Annotated in this window: 14 protein-coding genes; 5 read left to right on the top strand and 9 right to left on the bottom strand. The window is 60.2% G+C overall.

Features of this window, described 5'->3' with window-relative positions:
* Position 1: 1 nt before the first annotated feature.
* The 5 genes from M5G20_RS27670 to M5G20_RS27650 all read right to left on the bottom strand — a co-directional run bounded on the left by M5G20_RS27670 (position 2) and on the right by M5G20_RS27650 (position 6,226).
* Complete coding sequence (locus M5G20_RS27670) at positions 2 to 1,396, bottom strand: M16 family metallopeptidase (protein ID WP_273921804.1); 1,395 nt, start codon at positions 1,394 to 1,396, stop codon at positions 2 to 4.
* A 56-nt stretch (positions 1,397 to 1,452) separates the two neighbouring features.
* Entirely contained in the window at positions 1,453 to 3,111 is a 1,659-nt protein-coding gene (locus tag M5G20_RS27665; RefSeq protein ID WP_273921803.1) for a Na/Pi cotransporter family protein, read from the bottom strand.
* Between the two features lie 251 nt (positions 3,112 to 3,362).
* Entirely contained in the window at positions 3,363 to 4,130 is a 768-nt protein-coding gene (locus tag M5G20_RS27660; protein ID WP_273921802.1) for a TerC family protein, read from the bottom strand.
* A gap of 85 nt (positions 4,131 to 4,215) precedes the next feature.
* A complete protein-coding gene (locus M5G20_RS27655; protein ID WP_273921801.1) occupies positions 4,216 to 5,523 on the bottom strand; it encodes a CitMHS family transporter in 1,308 nt (435 codons plus the stop codon).
* Positions 5,524 to 5,899: 376 nt separating this feature from the next.
* Positions 5,900 to 6,226, bottom strand: coding sequence for a DOPA 4,5-dioxygenase family protein (locus M5G20_RS27650; protein ID WP_273921800.1), 327 nt, complete (start codon positions 6,224 to 6,226; stop codon positions 5,900 to 5,902).
* Positions 6,227 to 6,311: 85 nt separating this feature from the next.
* Here M5G20_RS27650 and M5G20_RS27645 point away from each other — a divergent pair, with 85 nt between their 5' ends.
* A complete protein-coding gene (locus M5G20_RS27645) occupies positions 6,312 to 6,971 on the top strand; it encodes an NAD(P)-dependent oxidoreductase (RefSeq protein WP_273921799.1) in 660 nt (219 codons plus the stop codon).
* A gap of 24 nt (positions 6,972 to 6,995) precedes the next feature.
* On the opposite strand, the gene M5G20_RS27640 is transcribed toward M5G20_RS27645, so the two are convergent.
* A complete protein-coding gene (locus M5G20_RS27640; RefSeq protein WP_273921798.1) occupies positions 6,996 to 7,946 on the bottom strand; it encodes a choline sulfate utilization transcriptional regulator in 951 nt (316 codons plus the stop codon).
* Between the two features lie 114 nt (positions 7,947 to 8,060).
* On the opposite strand from M5G20_RS27640, the gene betC reads away from it, so the two are divergent.
* The 3 genes from betC (at position 8,061) to M5G20_RS27625 (ending at position 12,293) form a co-directional block, all read left to right on the top strand.
* On the top strand, positions 8,061 to 9,575 hold the full coding sequence (gene betC / locus M5G20_RS27635; RefSeq protein WP_273921797.1) for a choline-sulfatase: 1,515 nt from the start codon (positions 8,061 to 8,063) through the stop codon (positions 9,573 to 9,575).
* A gap of 16 nt (positions 9,576 to 9,591) precedes the next feature.
* A complete protein-coding gene (choX, locus tag M5G20_RS27630) occupies positions 9,592 to 10,509 on the top strand; it encodes a choline ABC transporter substrate-binding protein (RefSeq protein ID WP_273921796.1) in 918 nt (305 codons plus the stop codon).
* 215 nt (positions 10,510 to 10,724) lie between these two features.
* Positions 10,725 to 12,293, top strand: coding sequence for a SulP family inorganic anion transporter (locus M5G20_RS27625; protein ID WP_273921795.1), 1,569 nt, complete (start codon positions 10,725 to 10,727; stop codon positions 12,291 to 12,293).
* A gap of 62 nt (positions 12,294 to 12,355) precedes the next feature.
* Here the strand turns inward: M5G20_RS27625 and aroE are convergent, their stop codons facing one another.
* Both aroE and hemF read right to left on the bottom strand, forming a co-directional pair.
* Positions 12,356 to 13,177 carry a shikimate dehydrogenase gene (gene aroE / locus M5G20_RS27620; protein ID WP_273921794.1) on the bottom strand — a complete coding sequence of 274 codons (822 nt, stop codon included), beginning with the start codon at positions 13,175 to 13,177 and terminating at the stop codon, positions 12,356 to 12,358.
* Positions 13,178 to 13,190: 13 nt separating this feature from the next.
* Entirely contained in the window at positions 13,191 to 14,105 is a 915-nt protein-coding gene (gene hemF, locus M5G20_RS27615) for an oxygen-dependent coproporphyrinogen oxidase (protein WP_273921793.1), read from the bottom strand.
* A gap of 163 nt (positions 14,106 to 14,268) precedes the next feature.
* Here hemF and M5G20_RS27610 point away from each other — a divergent pair, with 163 nt between their 5' ends.
* Positions 14,269 to 15,246, top strand: a complete 978-nt coding sequence (locus tag M5G20_RS27610; RefSeq protein ID WP_273921792.1) for an NADPH:quinone reductase — start codon at positions 14,269 to 14,271, stop codon at positions 15,244 to 15,246.
* 131 nt (positions 15,247 to 15,377) lie between these two features.
* On the opposite strand, the gene M5G20_RS27605 is transcribed toward M5G20_RS27610, so the two are convergent.
* Positions 15,378 to 15,935: an L-threonylcarbamoyladenylate synthase gene (locus M5G20_RS27605; protein ID WP_273921791.1), complete on the bottom strand. Its 558-nt coding sequence runs from the start codon at positions 15,933 to 15,935 to the stop codon at positions 15,378 to 15,380.
* Positions 15,936 to 15,947 lie beyond the last annotated feature (12 nt).

Here is a 15,947-nt window from a genome sequence, read left to right as displayed (position 1 = left end):
TTTATGGCGAGGGCGCTTGCTTCCGCCGGCGGTAAATCTGCCAACCCAATAGCGCTAAAACCAACACCCCCACCCATCCAACAATCGCCCACATCAACTGGTCATAACTGAGCAGCGGCTTCTCGACCCGCACATACCCCGGTTGCAGCAGCAGTTCGCGCATGGCCTTGTTCGCTTCCGCCAGCGACACTGCTTGCAGTTCTTTGACCGGGTTGGTGAAACGGCCATTCTCGTAGTCTCCCAGCGCACTCCAGTAGTAATCGGCCAGTGCGCTGTTGCCTTGGACGGCCCAGGCCTGGCGGCCAATGGCGGCCTGTTTGAGGCGGTTGAAGGTCTCGGCGTTCAGGCCATCCTTGAGTAGCTGAGCCTTCAAGTCGTCCAGCACCGCCAGCGCCTCGTCCACATCGTCGCGCTCAAGATCGGCATTGAGGCTCATGAAGCCGACGCCACCGAACACCTCACGCTCGGCCCATGGGCCGTAGGACAAGCTGTGCGCCAGGCGCAGCTGGCGATACAGCGCCCAATCCAGGTAGTCCTTGAGCAGGTCGAAGGTTTGGTCGTGCTGATCCTCCAGCACCGGTTCCGGCACCAGCCAGTGCAGCTTGGCCTCACCACCGAGGAACCCGCGCGTCAGGACGCGCTCGTGAGCAGCGCTGGCCTGAATTTGCGGGAGCGGCAGGTGATTACCCGGTTCGATCGGGACCAATGTGCCGTAGGTGCGCTCCAGATAGGCCGGCAGCAAACGATCGAGGTCTCCGACCACAATCAGCGTCATGTTGTTGGGCGCGTACCAATCCTTGCGGACTTTCTCCAATTGCTCGCGGGTCAGTTGCTCGACTTCTGCGCGCGCGGAGCATTTGAGGCCCAACTCCACGGCCAATTGCTTACTGGCGGTGTGACCCAGGTCCTGACGATCCAGCCAGCGTTGCAAATGCGAGTAGTGACCGCCGTCTTCGCGCTCGACTACTTGTTTGGCGGCGTTGATGGCGTTGTCGTCGAACCGGGTCTGGGTCAATAACGCCAGGAGCAGATCAAGAACTTTGCGCTGGTTTTTCGCCGGGGCCTCGATCACGAACGTGGTGTCGGCGTTGCTGGTGTAGGCGTTCCATTCGCCACCCAGCGCTTGCATGCGCTCTTCCAGTCCGCCTTCGCCACTGGCGTCGATGCCACTGAATAACAAATGTTCGAGCAGGTGCGGCAACTCTTTTTCCGCACAGTTGAAATCGTCGATGCCGACGCCGACGACCAGCCGGATCGCCACATGCCCGCGCTCGGCACCGGGCTTGAGCAGAATTTGCAGGCCGTTGCGCAGGGAGTAACCCTCGACCTGAAAGCGATCCAGGGCAAACGAAGGGAATGAGCCGAGCAACAGACAGGCGAACAGCAGGCAACGCATAACGAGCTTCCGTACGGCTAGCGTGAGTTCAACAGACTTCAAGCCACTGTGGACGTTCAGGGAGAATGCGTGATGTCAGTCAAATCGTCGACAACCAGCGCGCCGCTGTCGGACGTTTCCAATACCACATAGGCGCTGCTGCAAAACAGCGAGTTCAGACGTTTCATGTCGGCAATCAACTCTAGGTGCAGCGAACTGGTTTCGATGCTTTGCACGATCTTCCGTTGCAAACGGCTGACATGAGCGTGGGCCAGGCGCCGCTCCTGTGCGCGAAAACGACGTTTCTCACGAACCAACTGGCGAGCGCTTTGCGGGTCGGCACTGAGGAACACCGACAGGCCCAGACGCAGATTGGCAATCAACTGGCTGTGCAAACCCGCCAACTCTTCCAGGCCCACCTCGGAAAACGACCGGCGTTGCGAGGTTTTCTGCTGCTGCACCTTGCGCAGCATGCGTTCGATCAGGTCGCTGGCGAGTTTCAGGTTTATCGCCAGTTCGATGATTTCCGCCCAGCGCCGGCTGTCCTGATCACTGAGATCTTCGCGAGGCATTTGCGCCAGATAGAGCTTGATCGCGCTGTAGAGCGATTCGACGTCCTCAGCCATGCGCCGCACTTCCTGAGTCACGGCGGTTTGCTTGCCATGCAACACGTCGAGCATGGCTTCGAGCATGTTGTCGATCAGGTCGCCCATGCGCAGGGTTTCCCGGGCCGCATTGGCCAATGCCAGGCTCGGTGTGACCAACGCCGTAGGGTCCAGATGCCGCGGTTTGGCGGTGCCGTTGGCTTGCGGACGCTCCGGCAGCACCCAGGCACAAAACCTGGCCATCGGCCCGACGCTGGGCAGCAGGATCAGGCAGCGCGCCGTGTTGTAGAGCAGATGGAAGCCGATGACCATTTCCTGTGCGCTGAAGTCCAGGCTGTCGATCCAATGCACCAAGGGGTCGAGCACAGGAATGATCAGCACCAGGCCGATCAGTTTGTACAACAGGCTGCCCAGCGCCACCTGACGTCCGGCAGCGTTCTGCATGCTGGTGCTGAGGAACGCCAGAACACCGCTGCCGATATTGGCGCCGATCACCAGGCCGATGGCCACCGGCAGGCTGATCACGCTGGCGCCGGCCAGGGTAGCGGTCAGCAGCACCGCCGCGAGGCTGGAGTAGGAAATCATCGCGAACAGCGCACCGACCAGGGCGTCGAGCAGGATGTCGCCGGTCAGCGAGGCGAAGATCACCTTCACCCCTTGCGCATGCGTAATGGGCGTCGCGGCTTCGACGATCAATTGCAGGGCGAGAATGATCAAGCCCAGCCCGATCGCGACGCGGCCCATCTGGCCAAGGCGGGTCTGTTTGCGCGATAGAAAGAAAATCACCCCGAGGAAAATCAGCAGCGGCGACAGCCATGACAGGTCGAGCGTCAGCACCCGCGCCATCAACGCCGTACCGACATCCGCACCCAGCATGGTCGCCAGCGCCGGCGTCAGCGCCATCAGGCCCTGACCGACAAACGAAGTGACCAGCATCGCGGTGGCGTTGCTGCTCTGTACCATCGCGGTGACGACGATCCCGGAAACGAACGCCAGCCAGCGTTTGGACATGTTCTGGCTGATGACATGGCGCAGGTTGGAACCGTAAACCCGCAAGATGCCGGTTCGGACGATGTGCGTGCCCCAGATCAGCAAGGCCACGGCGGAGAGCAGATTGAGCAGGGTGAGCATACAGACCCCCTGTGGTGTGGCGCCCCAAAGGGGCAAGTTGACGGTGCCGCGCGACGATCTACGTTCTGTACTTAAGCTGTAGTTGGCTAACGGTCCGGGCGCCAGCATCGCATAGCTAAAGACGTGATTGAAACAAAACTGTCATGAAAACAGCTCTGTGCGGAAAATGACAAAGGGACCCGAAGGTCCCCTTGCTCACTGCGTGACTGCGGCGAGGGAGCTCTTATCCCACAGAGCTCTATCAACCTAGATTATTGCCCCGGAATATCCTTGCGCAGTTTCACCGGGTCCTGCTGTTTGCGTTTTTTCGCCATCGCGGTGCGCATCTTGATGTTGATCGCTTCCACCGCCAGCGAGAACGCCATGGCGAAGTAGACGTAGCCTTTCGGTACGTGCACGTCCAGGGATTCGGCAATCAGTACGGTACCGACCACCAACAGGAACGACAGCGCCAGCATTTTCAGCGACGGGTGCTTGTCGATGAAGTCGCTGATGGTGCCTGCGGCCAGCATCATCACCAGAACGGCCACGACAATCGCCGCCACCATGACCGGCACATGGGACACCATGCCGACGGCGGTGATGACCGAGTCCAGCGAGAACACGATGTCGATGATCGCGATCTGGATGATGGTGTACAGGAAGTTACCGCCCTTGCCCGAAGGTTCTTCGTTGCTTTCGTCTTCACCTTCCAGCGCGTGGTACATCTCTTGCGAGCTCTTCCACAACAGGAACAGACCACCGAAGAACAGAATCAGGTCACGCCCGGAAATGCCCTGGCCGAACACTTCGAACAGGTCGGCGGTGAGGCGCATGACCCAAGTAATGGACAGCAGCAACAGGATTCGCGTGATCATGGCCAGGGCCAGGCCGAAAATCCGGGTGCGCGCCTGCATGTGCTTGGGCATGCGGCTGACCAGGATCGAAATCATGATGATGTTATCGATACCCAGGACGATTTCCAGGGCGGTCAGGGTGAAGAAGGCAACCCAGATTTCAGGGTTGGTCAGCCATTCCATGTGTATTCCTTTGAGCGATTGTTAAACCACAACGGGCCCGGGCTTCAAACAGCGAAGCCTGGACCCGTTGCGGTGAGTCTTGGGCTTATAGAGTGCTGAACAGCGGAAAAATCCCCATCAGCAATGCGGCAACCAGTATGCACATGCACACCAGCACTGCCCACTTCAGGGTGAAGCGCTGGTGATCACCAAAGTCGATCCCGGCCAGGGCCACCAACAGGTAGGTGGAGGGTACCAGCGGGCTCAACAAGTGGACGGGCTGACCGACGATCGAGGCACGTGCCATTTCCACGGCGGTTATACCGTAGTGGCTGGCGGCTTCGGCCAGTACCGGCAATACGCCGTAATAAAACGCGTCGTTGGACATGAAGAAGGTGAACGGCATGCTCACCAACGCCGTGATCACAGCCAGGTACGGGCCGAGGAAATCCGGGATCACTGCCAACAGACTTTTCGACATGGCATCGACCATGCCGGTGCCCGACAGGATACCGGTGAAGATCCCCGCGGCAAAGATTAGTCCGACAACCGCCAGCACGCTCCCGGCGTGGGCCGCGACGCGATCTTTCTGCTGTTGCAGGCAAGGGTAGTTGACGATCATCGCGATGCTGAACGCCACCATGAACAGCACCGGCAGCGGCAACAGGCCGGCGATCAGGGTGCACATCAGGCCCAGGGTCAGGGCGCCGTTGAACCAGATCAGCTTCGGACGACGGGCGTCCGGGAACTGCGAAACACTGATTTCACTGTGGTCGATTTCATCACCCACCAGGTGCAGTTCACCCAGACGGGCCCGCTCACGCTTGCCGTAGAAATAAGCGATCGCGAGGATCGCCACCACACCGGCCGCCATGGCCGGAATCATCGGTACGAAGATCGCCGACGGATCCACATGCAGCGCACTGGCGGCACGGGCGGTCGGGCCACCCCATGGGGTCATGTTCATCACACCACCGGCGAGGATGATCAGACCGGCCATGATCCGCGGGCTCATGCCGATGCGGCTGTAGAGCGGCAGCATGGCGGCCACGCAGATCATGTAAGTGGTCGCGCCGTCACCATCGAGGGAGACGACGAGCGCGAGTACGGCGGTGCCGACCGAAACCTTCAACGGATCGCCCTTGACCATTTTGAGGATCTTGCGCACGGCCGGGTCGAACAGGCCGGAGTCGATCATCAAGGCAAAGTAAAGAATCGCGAACATCAACATCACGCCGGTCGGCGCGAGTTTGGTGATGCCTTCGAGCATCATCGGGCCGATTTTCGGACCGAAACCGCCGAACAGGGCGAAGACGATTGGAATGATGATCAGGGCGATCAGCGCGGAAAGGCGCTTGGTCATGATCAGGAACATGAACGTGATGACCATGGCGAAGCCAAGGAAAGTCAGCATGGGAATACTCCAGGCGTAGCGCGGCTAGGGAATGGGCGGATCGGGCGAGATCAGCGCAGAACGGGAAGCACGAAACGTACGGGCGGAGTGGCGGCGAAGCGGCGGATAGAGGAGGACATCAGAATCACCATTGTTGTTGTTAAATGGGCTGTGCGAGCGATAAAACGCCGGCAATGGCCGACCGGTCTGTTGCCGGTAGTGGGGCGATCCTAATCGGGGAAGCTTTCAGCCAGCTTTCGGCGATGAAAGCATTGACCGGTTGTGCAACCGGTCGTCGGACGGCGGCAGACGCGATACCGAGCCAAGGCCATCGCGGACAGCCTGCGGTGGCTGCACCTGGATGAGCATTTGCCGGGTAAAGCCGAAGAAACTCTGATCAGAAAATAGACAGGTCCAGTGGCCGGACCGCGCCCATCCAGATCGCGTGATCGCGGTGATCCAACAAGTCGTTGTCGGTGTCCGGATGCAGGAACACCACCAGTCCCTTGCGGTTGAGCGCCAGCCACGGGAGCACTTCGCCGATCAACTCCGGCCCGAACGCCAGTTGGCAACTCCAGTCCGGATGCGGTCCGACCGGGCGCTCGTGGACGCGACCCATTTTCAGCGGAAACAGTTGTGCGGCTTGCTCGCACAAGGCGCGCGCCTGATCGATGCTGCTGGCGTCGAAATACACGTGGGCGTGATAGCCCTTGATCCGCTGCATGTGAATCCCTCTATAACTCAGTCGAACCCTTGTCGCTCCATGCATGTCACACGCCATATACGAAGGAAAACAAGGGAGTTCAGCCATGAAAAACGCCGAAACGCCGGTGGTGAAAGTGGTGCTTTATGGTGCCATGAGTAGCCTGGGCAGTGCGCTGATGGCTGAAATGCTTCGGCGCCAACATGAAGTGATCGCCATTCTTGACGACCTGACGGCGCTGGCACCGCGGCCGGGTTTGCGCACCAAGACGGGAGACCTGTTCGAAGCGCAGCGAGTGAAGCAAAGCGTGGCAGGCAGTTCGGCCGTCATCTGTTTGTTAGACGCACCGGGTTTGCCATTCAACAGTGAGCACGTGGAAAAAACCATTGTGCCCGGCCCGGTCGAGCAAGTGCTGGCAGTCGATGCGTTGATAGAGGGCATGCAGGCCGCGGGCATCGCACGGTTGTTTGTTGTGGGAAATTTCGAGGTTCTGGACGATCCGGAGACCGAGGACGGATTGCAACGCCATGCCGCCGAAGAAATCCGCGAAGCGCTGCAAAGCAGTGCCTTGCAATGGACGATGGTGAACGCCCCACGTGGCGTGGCGGGACTCAGCATTGAGCATTTCAGTCAGATCAGCGGCAACCTTGAACCGGGACTGGCCGAACCACTGCAACGTCTGGCCCGCACGGCGACGGGTATTACCGATGAGCTGCACCTGAACCTGCATGTCGGTGAGCATGTGAGTTTTGTGGCGACTTCATAACCGTTCGGACGATCTGTTGATCGTTCAAACCGCAATCGAAGGAAACGAAAGCCCTGTCAGCGATTGCGCACTGCAGGCTTGCTCTTCCATCAACCAATCGACGAACTGCTGAATCAGCGCCCCGCGCCGTTTGCGTTGGGGCACAACCACGTAATAGCCCAGGCGTGACATCACCGTTTCGGCGATCGGCCGACATAACAAACCCTGCGTCAGCAAGTTATCCACAAGGTGTCGCCAACCAATGGCGACTCCCTGTCCGCCAATCGCGGCTTGTATCAGCAGGGTGTAGTTGTCGAAGCGTAACTGTCCGGGGGCCGGGGCCGAGGTGATGCCCAACTCTCGGAACACTCCGCTCCAGTCAAACCAGTTGCTGCTGTTCTCGCCGCGCAAGTGCAGCAACGGCAACTCCAACAACGACTGGGCGGGCAAGGGCAGGGCACGCCCATCCAGGAGCTGTGGACTGCACACCGGAAATACCTCTTCGCTGAACAACCAGCGGCCTTCACCCTGCTTGAAGCGCCCATCACCGAACAAGACTGCCACGTCAATATCCGTGCGCAGCATGTTGTGGCTGCGCTCACTGGTGACCAGGCTGACATCCACCTGCGGATTGGCCGCGTGAAAGCGGTGCAGGCGCGGCATCAGCCAGTAGGCAGCGAAGGCAAAATCGGTCGCTACTTGCAGCACCTCATGCTGATGCTGTGCGCTGATTGCACTCAATCCCGCGTCGATATTCTGCAATCCGAGCTGAACCTGCTCGAAAAGGATCATGCCAGCCTCAGTTAGTTCGATGCCGCGATAAATGCGGTCGAACAGCCGCGTGGCCAATTGTTCTTCCAGCCTTTTGATCTGTTGGCTGATGGCAGGCTGAGTGGTGCCGAGCTCATTGGCGGCGGCCGTAAAGCTGCGTTGGCGAGCCGCTGCTTCGAATGCGCGAAGCAGATCCAGGGACAGGTCACCGAGGGCGTCATACATAAGCTGTGCTTATCCTAGTCATTGCCGTGCATGGGCTTTACCACAAAGTGCATGGGCTCCATCCTCGATCCCAGCACTCTCGCATAAACATCCACTATGGAATGCCGCGAACACATGAAGCGCAAGAACATTCTTTTCATCATGGCCGATCAAATGGCCGCGCCAATGTTGCCAATCTACGGCCCATCGCCTGTCAAACTGCCGAATTTGAGCCGCCTCGCCGCACAAGGCGTGGTATTCGACGCCGCCTACTGCAACAGCCCATTGTGCGCGCCGTCGCGTTTTACCCTGGTCAGTGGCCAGTTGCCGAGCAAGATCGGCGCCTATGACAACGCGGCGGATTTTCCGGCCGATGTACCGACTTACGCTCACTACCTGCGCCGCCTCGGCTATCGCACCGCGCTGTCGGGCAAGATGCATTTCTGTGGACCGGACCAGTTGCACGGCTATGAAGAACGCCTGACCAGCGATATCTACCCGGCCGACTACGGGTGGGCGGTGAACTGGGACGAGCCGGATGTGCGGCCGACCTGGTATCACAACATGTCGTCGGTGCTGCAAGCCGGGCCCTGCGTGCGCACCAATCAGCTGGATTTCGACGAAGAGGTGGTATTCAAGGCCCAGCAATACCTGTTCGATCACATTCGCGAGGATGGCGACCAGCCGTTCTGCCTGACCGTGTCGATGACTCACCCACACGACCCGTACACCATTCCCAAGGCTTTCTGGGATTTGTACGACGACGCCGACATCCCGTTGCCTGAAACACCTGCCCAGACGGAACTCGATCCACACGCCCAGCGCCTGCTGAAGGTCTACGACCTCTGGGACAAACCGTTGCCTGTGGATAAGATTCGCGATGCACGACGCGCTTATTTCGGTGCTTGCAGCTATATCGACAGCAACGTCGGCAAACTCCTGCAAACGCTCGAAGATACTGGCTTGATCGACGACACCATTATCGTCTTCTCCGGCGACCACGGCGACATGCTCGGCGAGCGCGGCCTCTGGTACAAAATGCACTGGTATGAAATGGCAGCGCGAGTCCCCCTGTTGATAAGTGCGCCAAGGCAATTCGGCGCGGGCCGGGTCAGCGCCTCGGTTTCAACAGCCGACCTGTTGCCAACGTTCGTCGAACTGGCGGGCGGCTCGCTGGAGCCCGGCCTGCCACTCGACGGCCGTTCGCTGGTTCCGCATCTGCAAGGGCAGGGCGGTCACGACGAAGTCTTCGGCGAGTACATGGCCGAAGGCACCATCAGCCCGTTGATGATGATTCGTCGCGGTGCTTACAAATTCATCTACAGCGAAGACGACCCTTGCCTACTCTTCGATGTACATAACGACCCGCGCGAACAGGAAGAACTCAGTCAATCACCGCAACATCGCCAGCTGTTCGACGATTTTCTCGCCGAAGCGCGGGCCAAATGGGACATTCCGGCGATCCACCAACAGGTGCTCGCGAGTCAGCGGCGTCGGCGCTTTGTCGCCAAAGCGCTGACCATCGGCAAGCTGAAGAGCTGGGATCACCAGCCGCTGGTGGACGCCAGTCAGCAGTACATGCGTAACCATATAGATCTCGACGATCTGGAGCGTAAAGCACGTTATCCACAACCCTGCCAAAACCAATAATGTTAAGGGGAAGTCCATGCAAAGGTTATCCACAGTACTGACGGTCGGGCTCCTGGCTCTGAGCAGTGCATCGGCGTTCGCCGATCAATGCGAGACGGTGAAAATGGCCGACCCGGGTTGGAGCGACATCGCCGCGACCAATGCCATCACCGGGTTTCTGCTGGACGGCATGGGCTACAAGGCCAAGGTCGACACACTCGCGGTGCCGATTACCTTTGGCGGGCTCAAGGACGGCCAGGTCGATGTGTTCCTGGGTAACTGGATGCCAGCGCAGCAGGGCTTCTACGACAAGTTCGTCGCCACCGGCGATGTTACGCAACTGGCGAAAAACCTCGACGGCACCGAGTTCACTCTCGCGGTCCCGGACTACGTGTGGGACGCGGGTGTGCATAACTTTGCCGACCTGAACAAGTTTGCCGACAAGTTCGACAAAAAAATCTACGGCATCGGTTCCGGCGCACCTGCGAACATCTCCCTGCAGGAGATCATCAAGAAGAACGATTTCGACATGGGCCAGTGGAAACTGGTCGAGTCCAGCGAGCAGGCGATGTTGGCCGAAGTGTCCCGCGCGGTGAAAAAACAGAAATTCGTGACCTTCCTCGGCTGGACCCCGCACCCGATGAACGTACAGCTGAAAATGCATTATCTGAAGGGCGGCGAAAAATACTTCGGCGACACCGGCAGCGTGTACACCCTGACCCGCAAAGGTTATGCACAAGCCTGCCCGAACGTTGGCAAACTGCTGACCAACCTGAGTTTCACCCAGGAGATGGAGAACAGCATCATGGCCGAGGTAGTGAACAAGAAAGTCAGCAATGCTGACGCCGCCAAGGCGTGGATCAAGGCCAACCCGGCGGTGCTGGATAAATGGCTGGATGGCGTGAAGACCGTGGATGGCAAGGATGCGTTGCCAGCGGTCAAAGCCAAGCTGTAACGATTACCTGGCAAGGGACTGTAGTGATTACCTGTGGCGAGGGAGCTTGCTCCCGCTCGGCTGCGTAGCAGACGCAAGCCCGGACGACTCGATAAGGCTGACTATTCGCGTTGACTGGATTGGGAGCGCTGCGCGCTCCAGCGGGAGCAAGCTCCCTCGCCACAATGATTGGCTGGTGCTGATACCCTTGCGCAAAACTTAACCCGAGAGGACCCATGGCCTTTCCCAGCCGCCATTCACTCTTCCCCTTTCTCACCTGGTTGCCCCGGCAATCCCGCGCCAGCGTCGGTCGTGATCTCATCGTTGGCCTCAGCGGTGCGATTCTCGCGTTGCCGCAATCCATTGCCTACGCACTGATCGCCGGGCTCCCTCCGGAATACGGGCTCTATGCGGCGATCATTCCGGTGCTGATTGCTTGTCTGTGGGGTTCGTCGTGGCATTTGATCTGCGGTCCTACGGCGGCAATCTCCATTGTCCTGTATGCCAGCGTCAGTCCTCTGGCCGTGCCAGCGACGCAGGACTACGTCACCCTGATCCTGTTACTGACCTTCCTGGCGGGGATTTTCCAGTGGCTGCTGGGATTGCTGCGTTTTGGCGCGCTGGTGAACTTCGTCTCCCACTCGGTGGTGCTCGGTTTCACCCTCGGCGCGGCGGTGGTGATTGCCGTCGGCCAACTGCCCAACCTGCTGGGGCTGGACTTGCCGAGCCAGGCCACCGCCCTGGACAGTTTCATCACTCTGTTTCGCCATCTCGGCGAAGTGGACAAAGCCTCGCTGGCGCTGGGGCTGGCAACGGTGGGGGTGGGGGTGGTCCTCAAGCTGTGGCTGCCACGTTGGCCAACGCTGCTGATTACCCTGGTGCTGGGCGCATTGCTGGTGTGGTGCTGGCCATCGATGTTTGGCCATGTGCAACTGGTCAGCGCCTTCACCGGCAAGCTGCCGCCCTTCAGTCCGCTGCCGCTGGATCTCGATTTGATCTTGCGCCTGCTGCCCAGCGCCGTCGCCGTCGGCATGCTCGGGCTGGTGACCAGCCTGTCGATTGCCCGCTCGATATCCGCACGTTCGCAACAACTTCTCGACGCCAACCAGGAAGTTCGCGCCCAAGGCCTGTCGAATATCGTCGGCGCGTTTTTTTCCGGATCGCTGTCAGCCGGTTCCTTCACCCGTTCCGGCCTCAGTTACGAAGCAGGGGCCTGCTCACCGTTGGCAGGGATTTTTTCGGCGTTGTGGGTGGCGCTGTTTGCGGTATTCGGCGCGAGTCTGATTGCGCACATTCCGATCCCGGCCATGGCGGGCAGCATTCTGTTGATCGCCTGGGGCCTGGTCGACCATCGCGGCATTCGTGCCTTGCTTCGGGTCAGCCGCGCCGAATTCGCGGTCATGGCCCTGACCTGCGTCGCCACGCTGTTGCTGGAACTGCAGACTGCGATTTACGCCGGCGTGCTGGCCTCGCTGTTTTTCTACCTCAAACGCACCTCGCAACCGCGGGTCCAACATGTATGCGACGGCGATGAAGACATTCTGCGGGTCGGCGGCTCGATCTTCTTCGGCGCCAGCCATTACCTGCAAGTGCGCCTGCAACGCATGCACGGCGCGCGCGTGGTGATCGAGGCACAGCAGATCAATTTCATCGACTATTCAGGGGTGGAAATGCTGCATCAGGAAGCCCGACGCTTGCTGCGCCAGAATCGCAGTTTGACCTTGCGCCAGGCGCGGCCGCAGGTGGTGGAAGAGCTACGCAAGCTCGAAGGCGCGCAGAAGTGCCCGATTCGGTTTGAAGACTGAAACACTGCACGGAAACGCACTGAACCCTGTGGCGAGGGAGCACGCTCCCTCGCCACAAAGGCCTAGAGAGCCAACTGTCGGCGCAACTCCGCCAGCACCGGCGCCGTATCCGGGCGTACACCGCGCCACAGGAAGAAGGCTTCCGCCGCCTGCTCGGCCAGCATGCCCAAACCATCCATCGACACCGCTGCACCGTGTTCGCTTGCCCAGCGGCAGAATGATGTCGGCTCCTTGCCGTACATCATGTCGTAACAAACAGTTTTGCCCGATTCGATCAGGCTGCTGGCGATGGGCGGGACATCGCCCGTCAGGCTGGCAGAGGTTGCGTTGATGATCAGGTCCACCGATTCCTGCAGCCAGTCGTAGCCACTGGCCGATACTGGCCCCAGATCGCCGAACAGTTCCGCCAGCAACTCGGCCTTGTCCACCGTGCGGTTGGCGATGATCACAGAAGCCGGCTGCTCGGCCAGCAACGGCTCCAGCGCACCGCGCACGGCGCCACCGGCCCCCAACAGCAGGATGCGCTTGCCCTTGAGACTGAACCCGGCGTTCACCGTCAGGTCTCGCACCAGGCCGGCGCCATCGGTGTTGTCACCCAGCAAGCTGCCATCGGCCAGTTTGCTCAGGGTGTTCACCGCTCCGGCCCTTTGTGCCCGGGCGGTCAGGTTGTTGGCCAGACGATAAGCCTCTTCTTTGAACGGCACCGTCACATTCGCCCCACGGCCTTCGAGGAAAAACGCCCGGGCATAGCCGGAAAAATCGTCGAGGGGTGCCAGCGAGGTGCTGTAGTCGAGTTTCTGCCCGGTCTGCTCGGCAAACAGGCGATGAATCAACGGCGATTTGCTGTGGCCAATCGGGTTACCGAATACGACATAACGGTCCATCAGGATTCCTCGTTCAGGCGTTGGCCAGCCAATCACGGTCTTGCAGGAAGTATTCGGTCAGGCGCGCTTCTTCGCTGTCAGGCTCGGCTTTCCAGTCATAACCCCAGCGCACTTGTGGTGGCAGCGACATCAGGATCGATTCGGTACGCCCGCCCGATTGCAGGCCGAACAATGTGCCGCGGTCGTAGACCAGGTTGAACTCGACGTAGCGACCACGACGGTATTCCTGGAACTCCCGCTGCCGGGCCGTGAACGCGTCGTTCTTGCGCCGTTGCACGATCGGCAGGTAGGCGTCGATGTACGCATCGCCGATCGCACGCATGAACGCGAAACTGGTGTCGAAGTCCCACTCGTTCAGGTCATCGAAAAACAGACCGCCGATGCCCCGTGGTTCATGGCGATGCTTGATGTGGAAGTAACTGTCACACCAGGCTTTGTAGCGCGAGTAAACGTCCGGGCCGAACGGCGCGCAGGCCTGCTCGGCGACACGGTGCCAATGCACACAGTCTTCTTCATTGCCGTAGTAAGGCGTCAGGTCGAAACCGCCGCCGAACCACCAGACCGGCTCTTCACCTTCTTTTTCGGCGATGAAAAAACGCACGTTGGCGTGGGAAGTCGGTACATGCGGGTTGTGCGGGTGGATCACCAGCGACACGCCGAGCGCTTCGAAGCCACGGCCGGCCAGTTCCGGACGGTGGGCGCTGGCGGACGGTGGCAGACCACTGCCAAAGACGTGGGAAAAATTGACGCCGCCCTTTTCGATGACCGTGCCGTTTTCGATCACCCGCGTACGTCCACCGCCGCCGGCAGGCCGGGTCCAGGCGTCTTCAACGAAGTGCGTGCCGCCGTCTTCGGCTTCCAGGGCAGCACAAATGCGGTCTTGCAGGTCGAGCAGATAGGCTTTTACGGCCTCGGTGCGGGTAGTCATGGCATCACCTTGGATCGGGCAAAGCTACGCGGCGCTCCATCGGAGCGGGGCCTGCGCAAATGGGCGCGTAGCATACCACCGCCGATGTGCTCGCCGCAGTTGACGAAGATCAAGCTTAGGAGTCCGATAGGACGCTTGGTAAATCGACCTCAGGAGAGAGCAGATGGCAAAGCGTATCCAGTTCCGTGCCCATGGCGGTCCCGAAGTGCTTGAGTACGTGGATTACCAACCGGCCGGGCCCGGCCCCAAAGAAGTCCGTGTGACCAACAAGGCCATCGGCCTGAACTTCATCGATACCTATTACCGCAGCGGCCTCTACCCACCGCCGTCTCTGCCATCGGGGGTCGGCTCCGAAGGTGCGGGCGTGGTCGAGGCGGTCGGCAGCGAAGTGACGCGGTTCAAGGTGGGCGATCGTGTTGCTTACGGCAGCGGACCTTTGGGCGCCTACAGCGAAGTTCACGTGTTGCCCGAGGCCAATCTGGTTCACCTGCCCGACGCCATCAGTTTCGAACAGGCCGCAGGCGTGATGCTCAAAGGCCTGACCGTACAGTACCTGTTGCGCCAGACCTACGAACTCAAGGGTGGCGAGACCATTTTGTTCCACGCGGCGGCCGGTGGTGTCGGCTCGCTGGCTTGCCAATGGGCCAAGGCCCTGGGCGTCAAGCTGATCGGCACCGTGAGCTCGGCAGAGAAAGCCGCGCTGGCCAAGGCCAACGGCGCCTGGGCAACCATCGATTACAGCCATGAAAACGTTGCACAACGGGTACTGGAATTGACGGACGGGAAAAAGGTCCCGGTGGTGTACGACGGCGTGGGCAAGGACACCTGGCTGACGTCGCTCGACAGCGCCGCGCCTCGGGGTCTGGTCGTGAGCTTCGGCAATGCGTCCGGCGCCGTGGACGGGGTGAACCTCGGGATACTGGCGGGGAAGGGCTCGCTGTACGTGACCCGACCGACGCTGGGCACTTATGCAAACAACGCCGAGAACCTGCAGCGGATGGCCGATGAACTGTTCGAAATGATCATCAGCGGCAAGCTGACGGTGGACATCAGCCAGCGTTATCCACTGGCGGATGCGGCGAAGGCGCAGACCGAGTTGTCGGCGCGGCGGACAACGGGCTCGGTTGTTTTGTTGCCCTAAGATTTTCAGCGTTTGACGGGGTCTCATCGCTGGCAAGCCAGCTCCCACAGTGATTTCTGGTGTTCACAATATTTGTGTTCCCCCCGAAACCTGTGGGAGCTGGCTTGCCAGCGAATGGGGCCGACGCGGTCTCAATCCGGGCGCACAACATGCCCCGTCGCCAGATCGCGAATCACGCTCGGGTTCTTGCGCCCTCCCAACATCCCGCCCAGCACCAGATCAACCTGTCCACGGAAATACTGCTCCACGCGAACCCGCGTCCGCGCCGCCGGCCGGCCTTGCGGGTTAGCGGAGGTCGACACCAGCGGCCCGACCAGTGCGCACAAATCTCGCACTTGCGGGTGATCGCTGACCCGCAGCGCCACGGTTTCGTGCACGCCGGTAATCCATTGCGGCAACATGTTCTGATGCAGCACCAGCCAGGTGTTCGGCCCCGGCCAGGTGCTGGCCATGCGGTCCATCCACAGCTCAGGGAAGTCTTCAAACAGGAAATCGAACTGACGGATGTTGTCGGCCACCAGGATCAGGCCTTTATCCACCGCCCGGCCCTTGATCAGCAACAAACGCTCCACTGCCTCTTCGTCCCACGGGTCGCAACCCAGGCCCCAGACAGCTTCGGTTGGGTAGGCAATCACCGCCCCTGCGCGAATTGCTCGTGCGGCTTGCTGCACACGCCAACTGTTGACCATGAAAAACACTCC

The sequence above is a fragment of the Pseudomonas sp. TNT2022 ID1044 genome (assembly GCF_028656895.1).
Lineage (GTDB): Bacteria > Pseudomonadota > Gammaproteobacteria > Pseudomonadales > Pseudomonadaceae > Aquipseudomonas > Aquipseudomonas reinekei.
This window is presented reverse-complemented; position numbering and strand designations above follow the sequence as displayed.

What these genes read in the sequence shown, in the direction of transcription:
- M5G20_RS27655 (WP_273921801.1), bottom strand. Translation starts at nt 5,523, where the DNA reads ATGCTGACTTTCCTTGGCTTCGCCATGGTCATCACGTTCATGTTCCTG.
- M5G20_RS27625 (WP_273921795.1), top strand. Translation starts at nt 10,725, where the DNA reads ATGGCCTTTCCCAGCCGCCATTCACTCTTCCCCTTTCTCACCTGGTTG.
- aroE (WP_273921794.1), bottom strand. Translation starts at nt 13,177, where the DNA reads ATGGACCGTTATGTCGTATTCGGTAACCCGATTGGCCACAGCAAATCG.
- M5G20_RS27610 (WP_273921792.1), top strand. Translation starts at nt 14,269, where the DNA reads ATGGCAAAGCGTATCCAGTTCCGTGCCCATGGCGGTCCCGAAGTGCTT.
- M5G20_RS27645 (WP_273921799.1), top strand. Translation starts at nt 6,312, where the DNA reads ATGAAAAACGCCGAAACGCCGGTGGTGAAAGTGGTGCTTTATGGTGCC.
- choX (WP_273921796.1), top strand. Translation starts at nt 9,592, where the DNA reads ATGCAAAGGTTATCCACAGTACTGACGGTCGGGCTCCTGGCTCTGAGC.
- M5G20_RS27660 (WP_273921802.1), bottom strand. Translation starts at nt 4,130, where the DNA reads ATGGAATGGCTGACCAACCCTGAAATCTGGGTTGCCTTCTTCACCCTG.
- M5G20_RS27665 (WP_273921803.1), bottom strand. Translation starts at nt 3,111, where the DNA reads ATGCTCACCCTGCTCAATCTGCTCTCCGCCGTGGCCTTGCTGATCTGG.
- hemF (WP_273921793.1), bottom strand. Translation starts at nt 14,105, where the DNA reads ATGACTACCCGCACCGAGGCCGTAAAAGCCTATCTGCTCGACCTGCAA.
- betC (WP_273921797.1), top strand. Translation starts at nt 8,061, where the DNA reads ATGAAGCGCAAGAACATTCTTTTCATCATGGCCGATCAAATGGCCGCG.
- M5G20_RS27650 (WP_273921800.1), bottom strand. Translation starts at nt 6,226, where the DNA reads ATGCAGCGGATCAAGGGCTATCACGCCCACGTGTATTTCGACGCCAGC.
- M5G20_RS27640 (WP_273921798.1), bottom strand. Translation starts at nt 7,946, where the DNA reads ATGTATGACGCCCTCGGTGACCTGTCCCTGGATCTGCTTCGCGCATTC.
- M5G20_RS27605 (WP_273921791.1), bottom strand. Translation starts at nt 15,935, where the DNA reads ATGGTCAACAGTTGGCGTGTGCAGCAAGCCGCACGAGCAATTCGCGCA.
- M5G20_RS27670 (WP_273921804.1), bottom strand. Translation starts at nt 1,396, where the DNA reads ATGCGTTGCCTGCTGTTCGCCTGTCTGTTGCTCGGCTCATTCCCTTCG.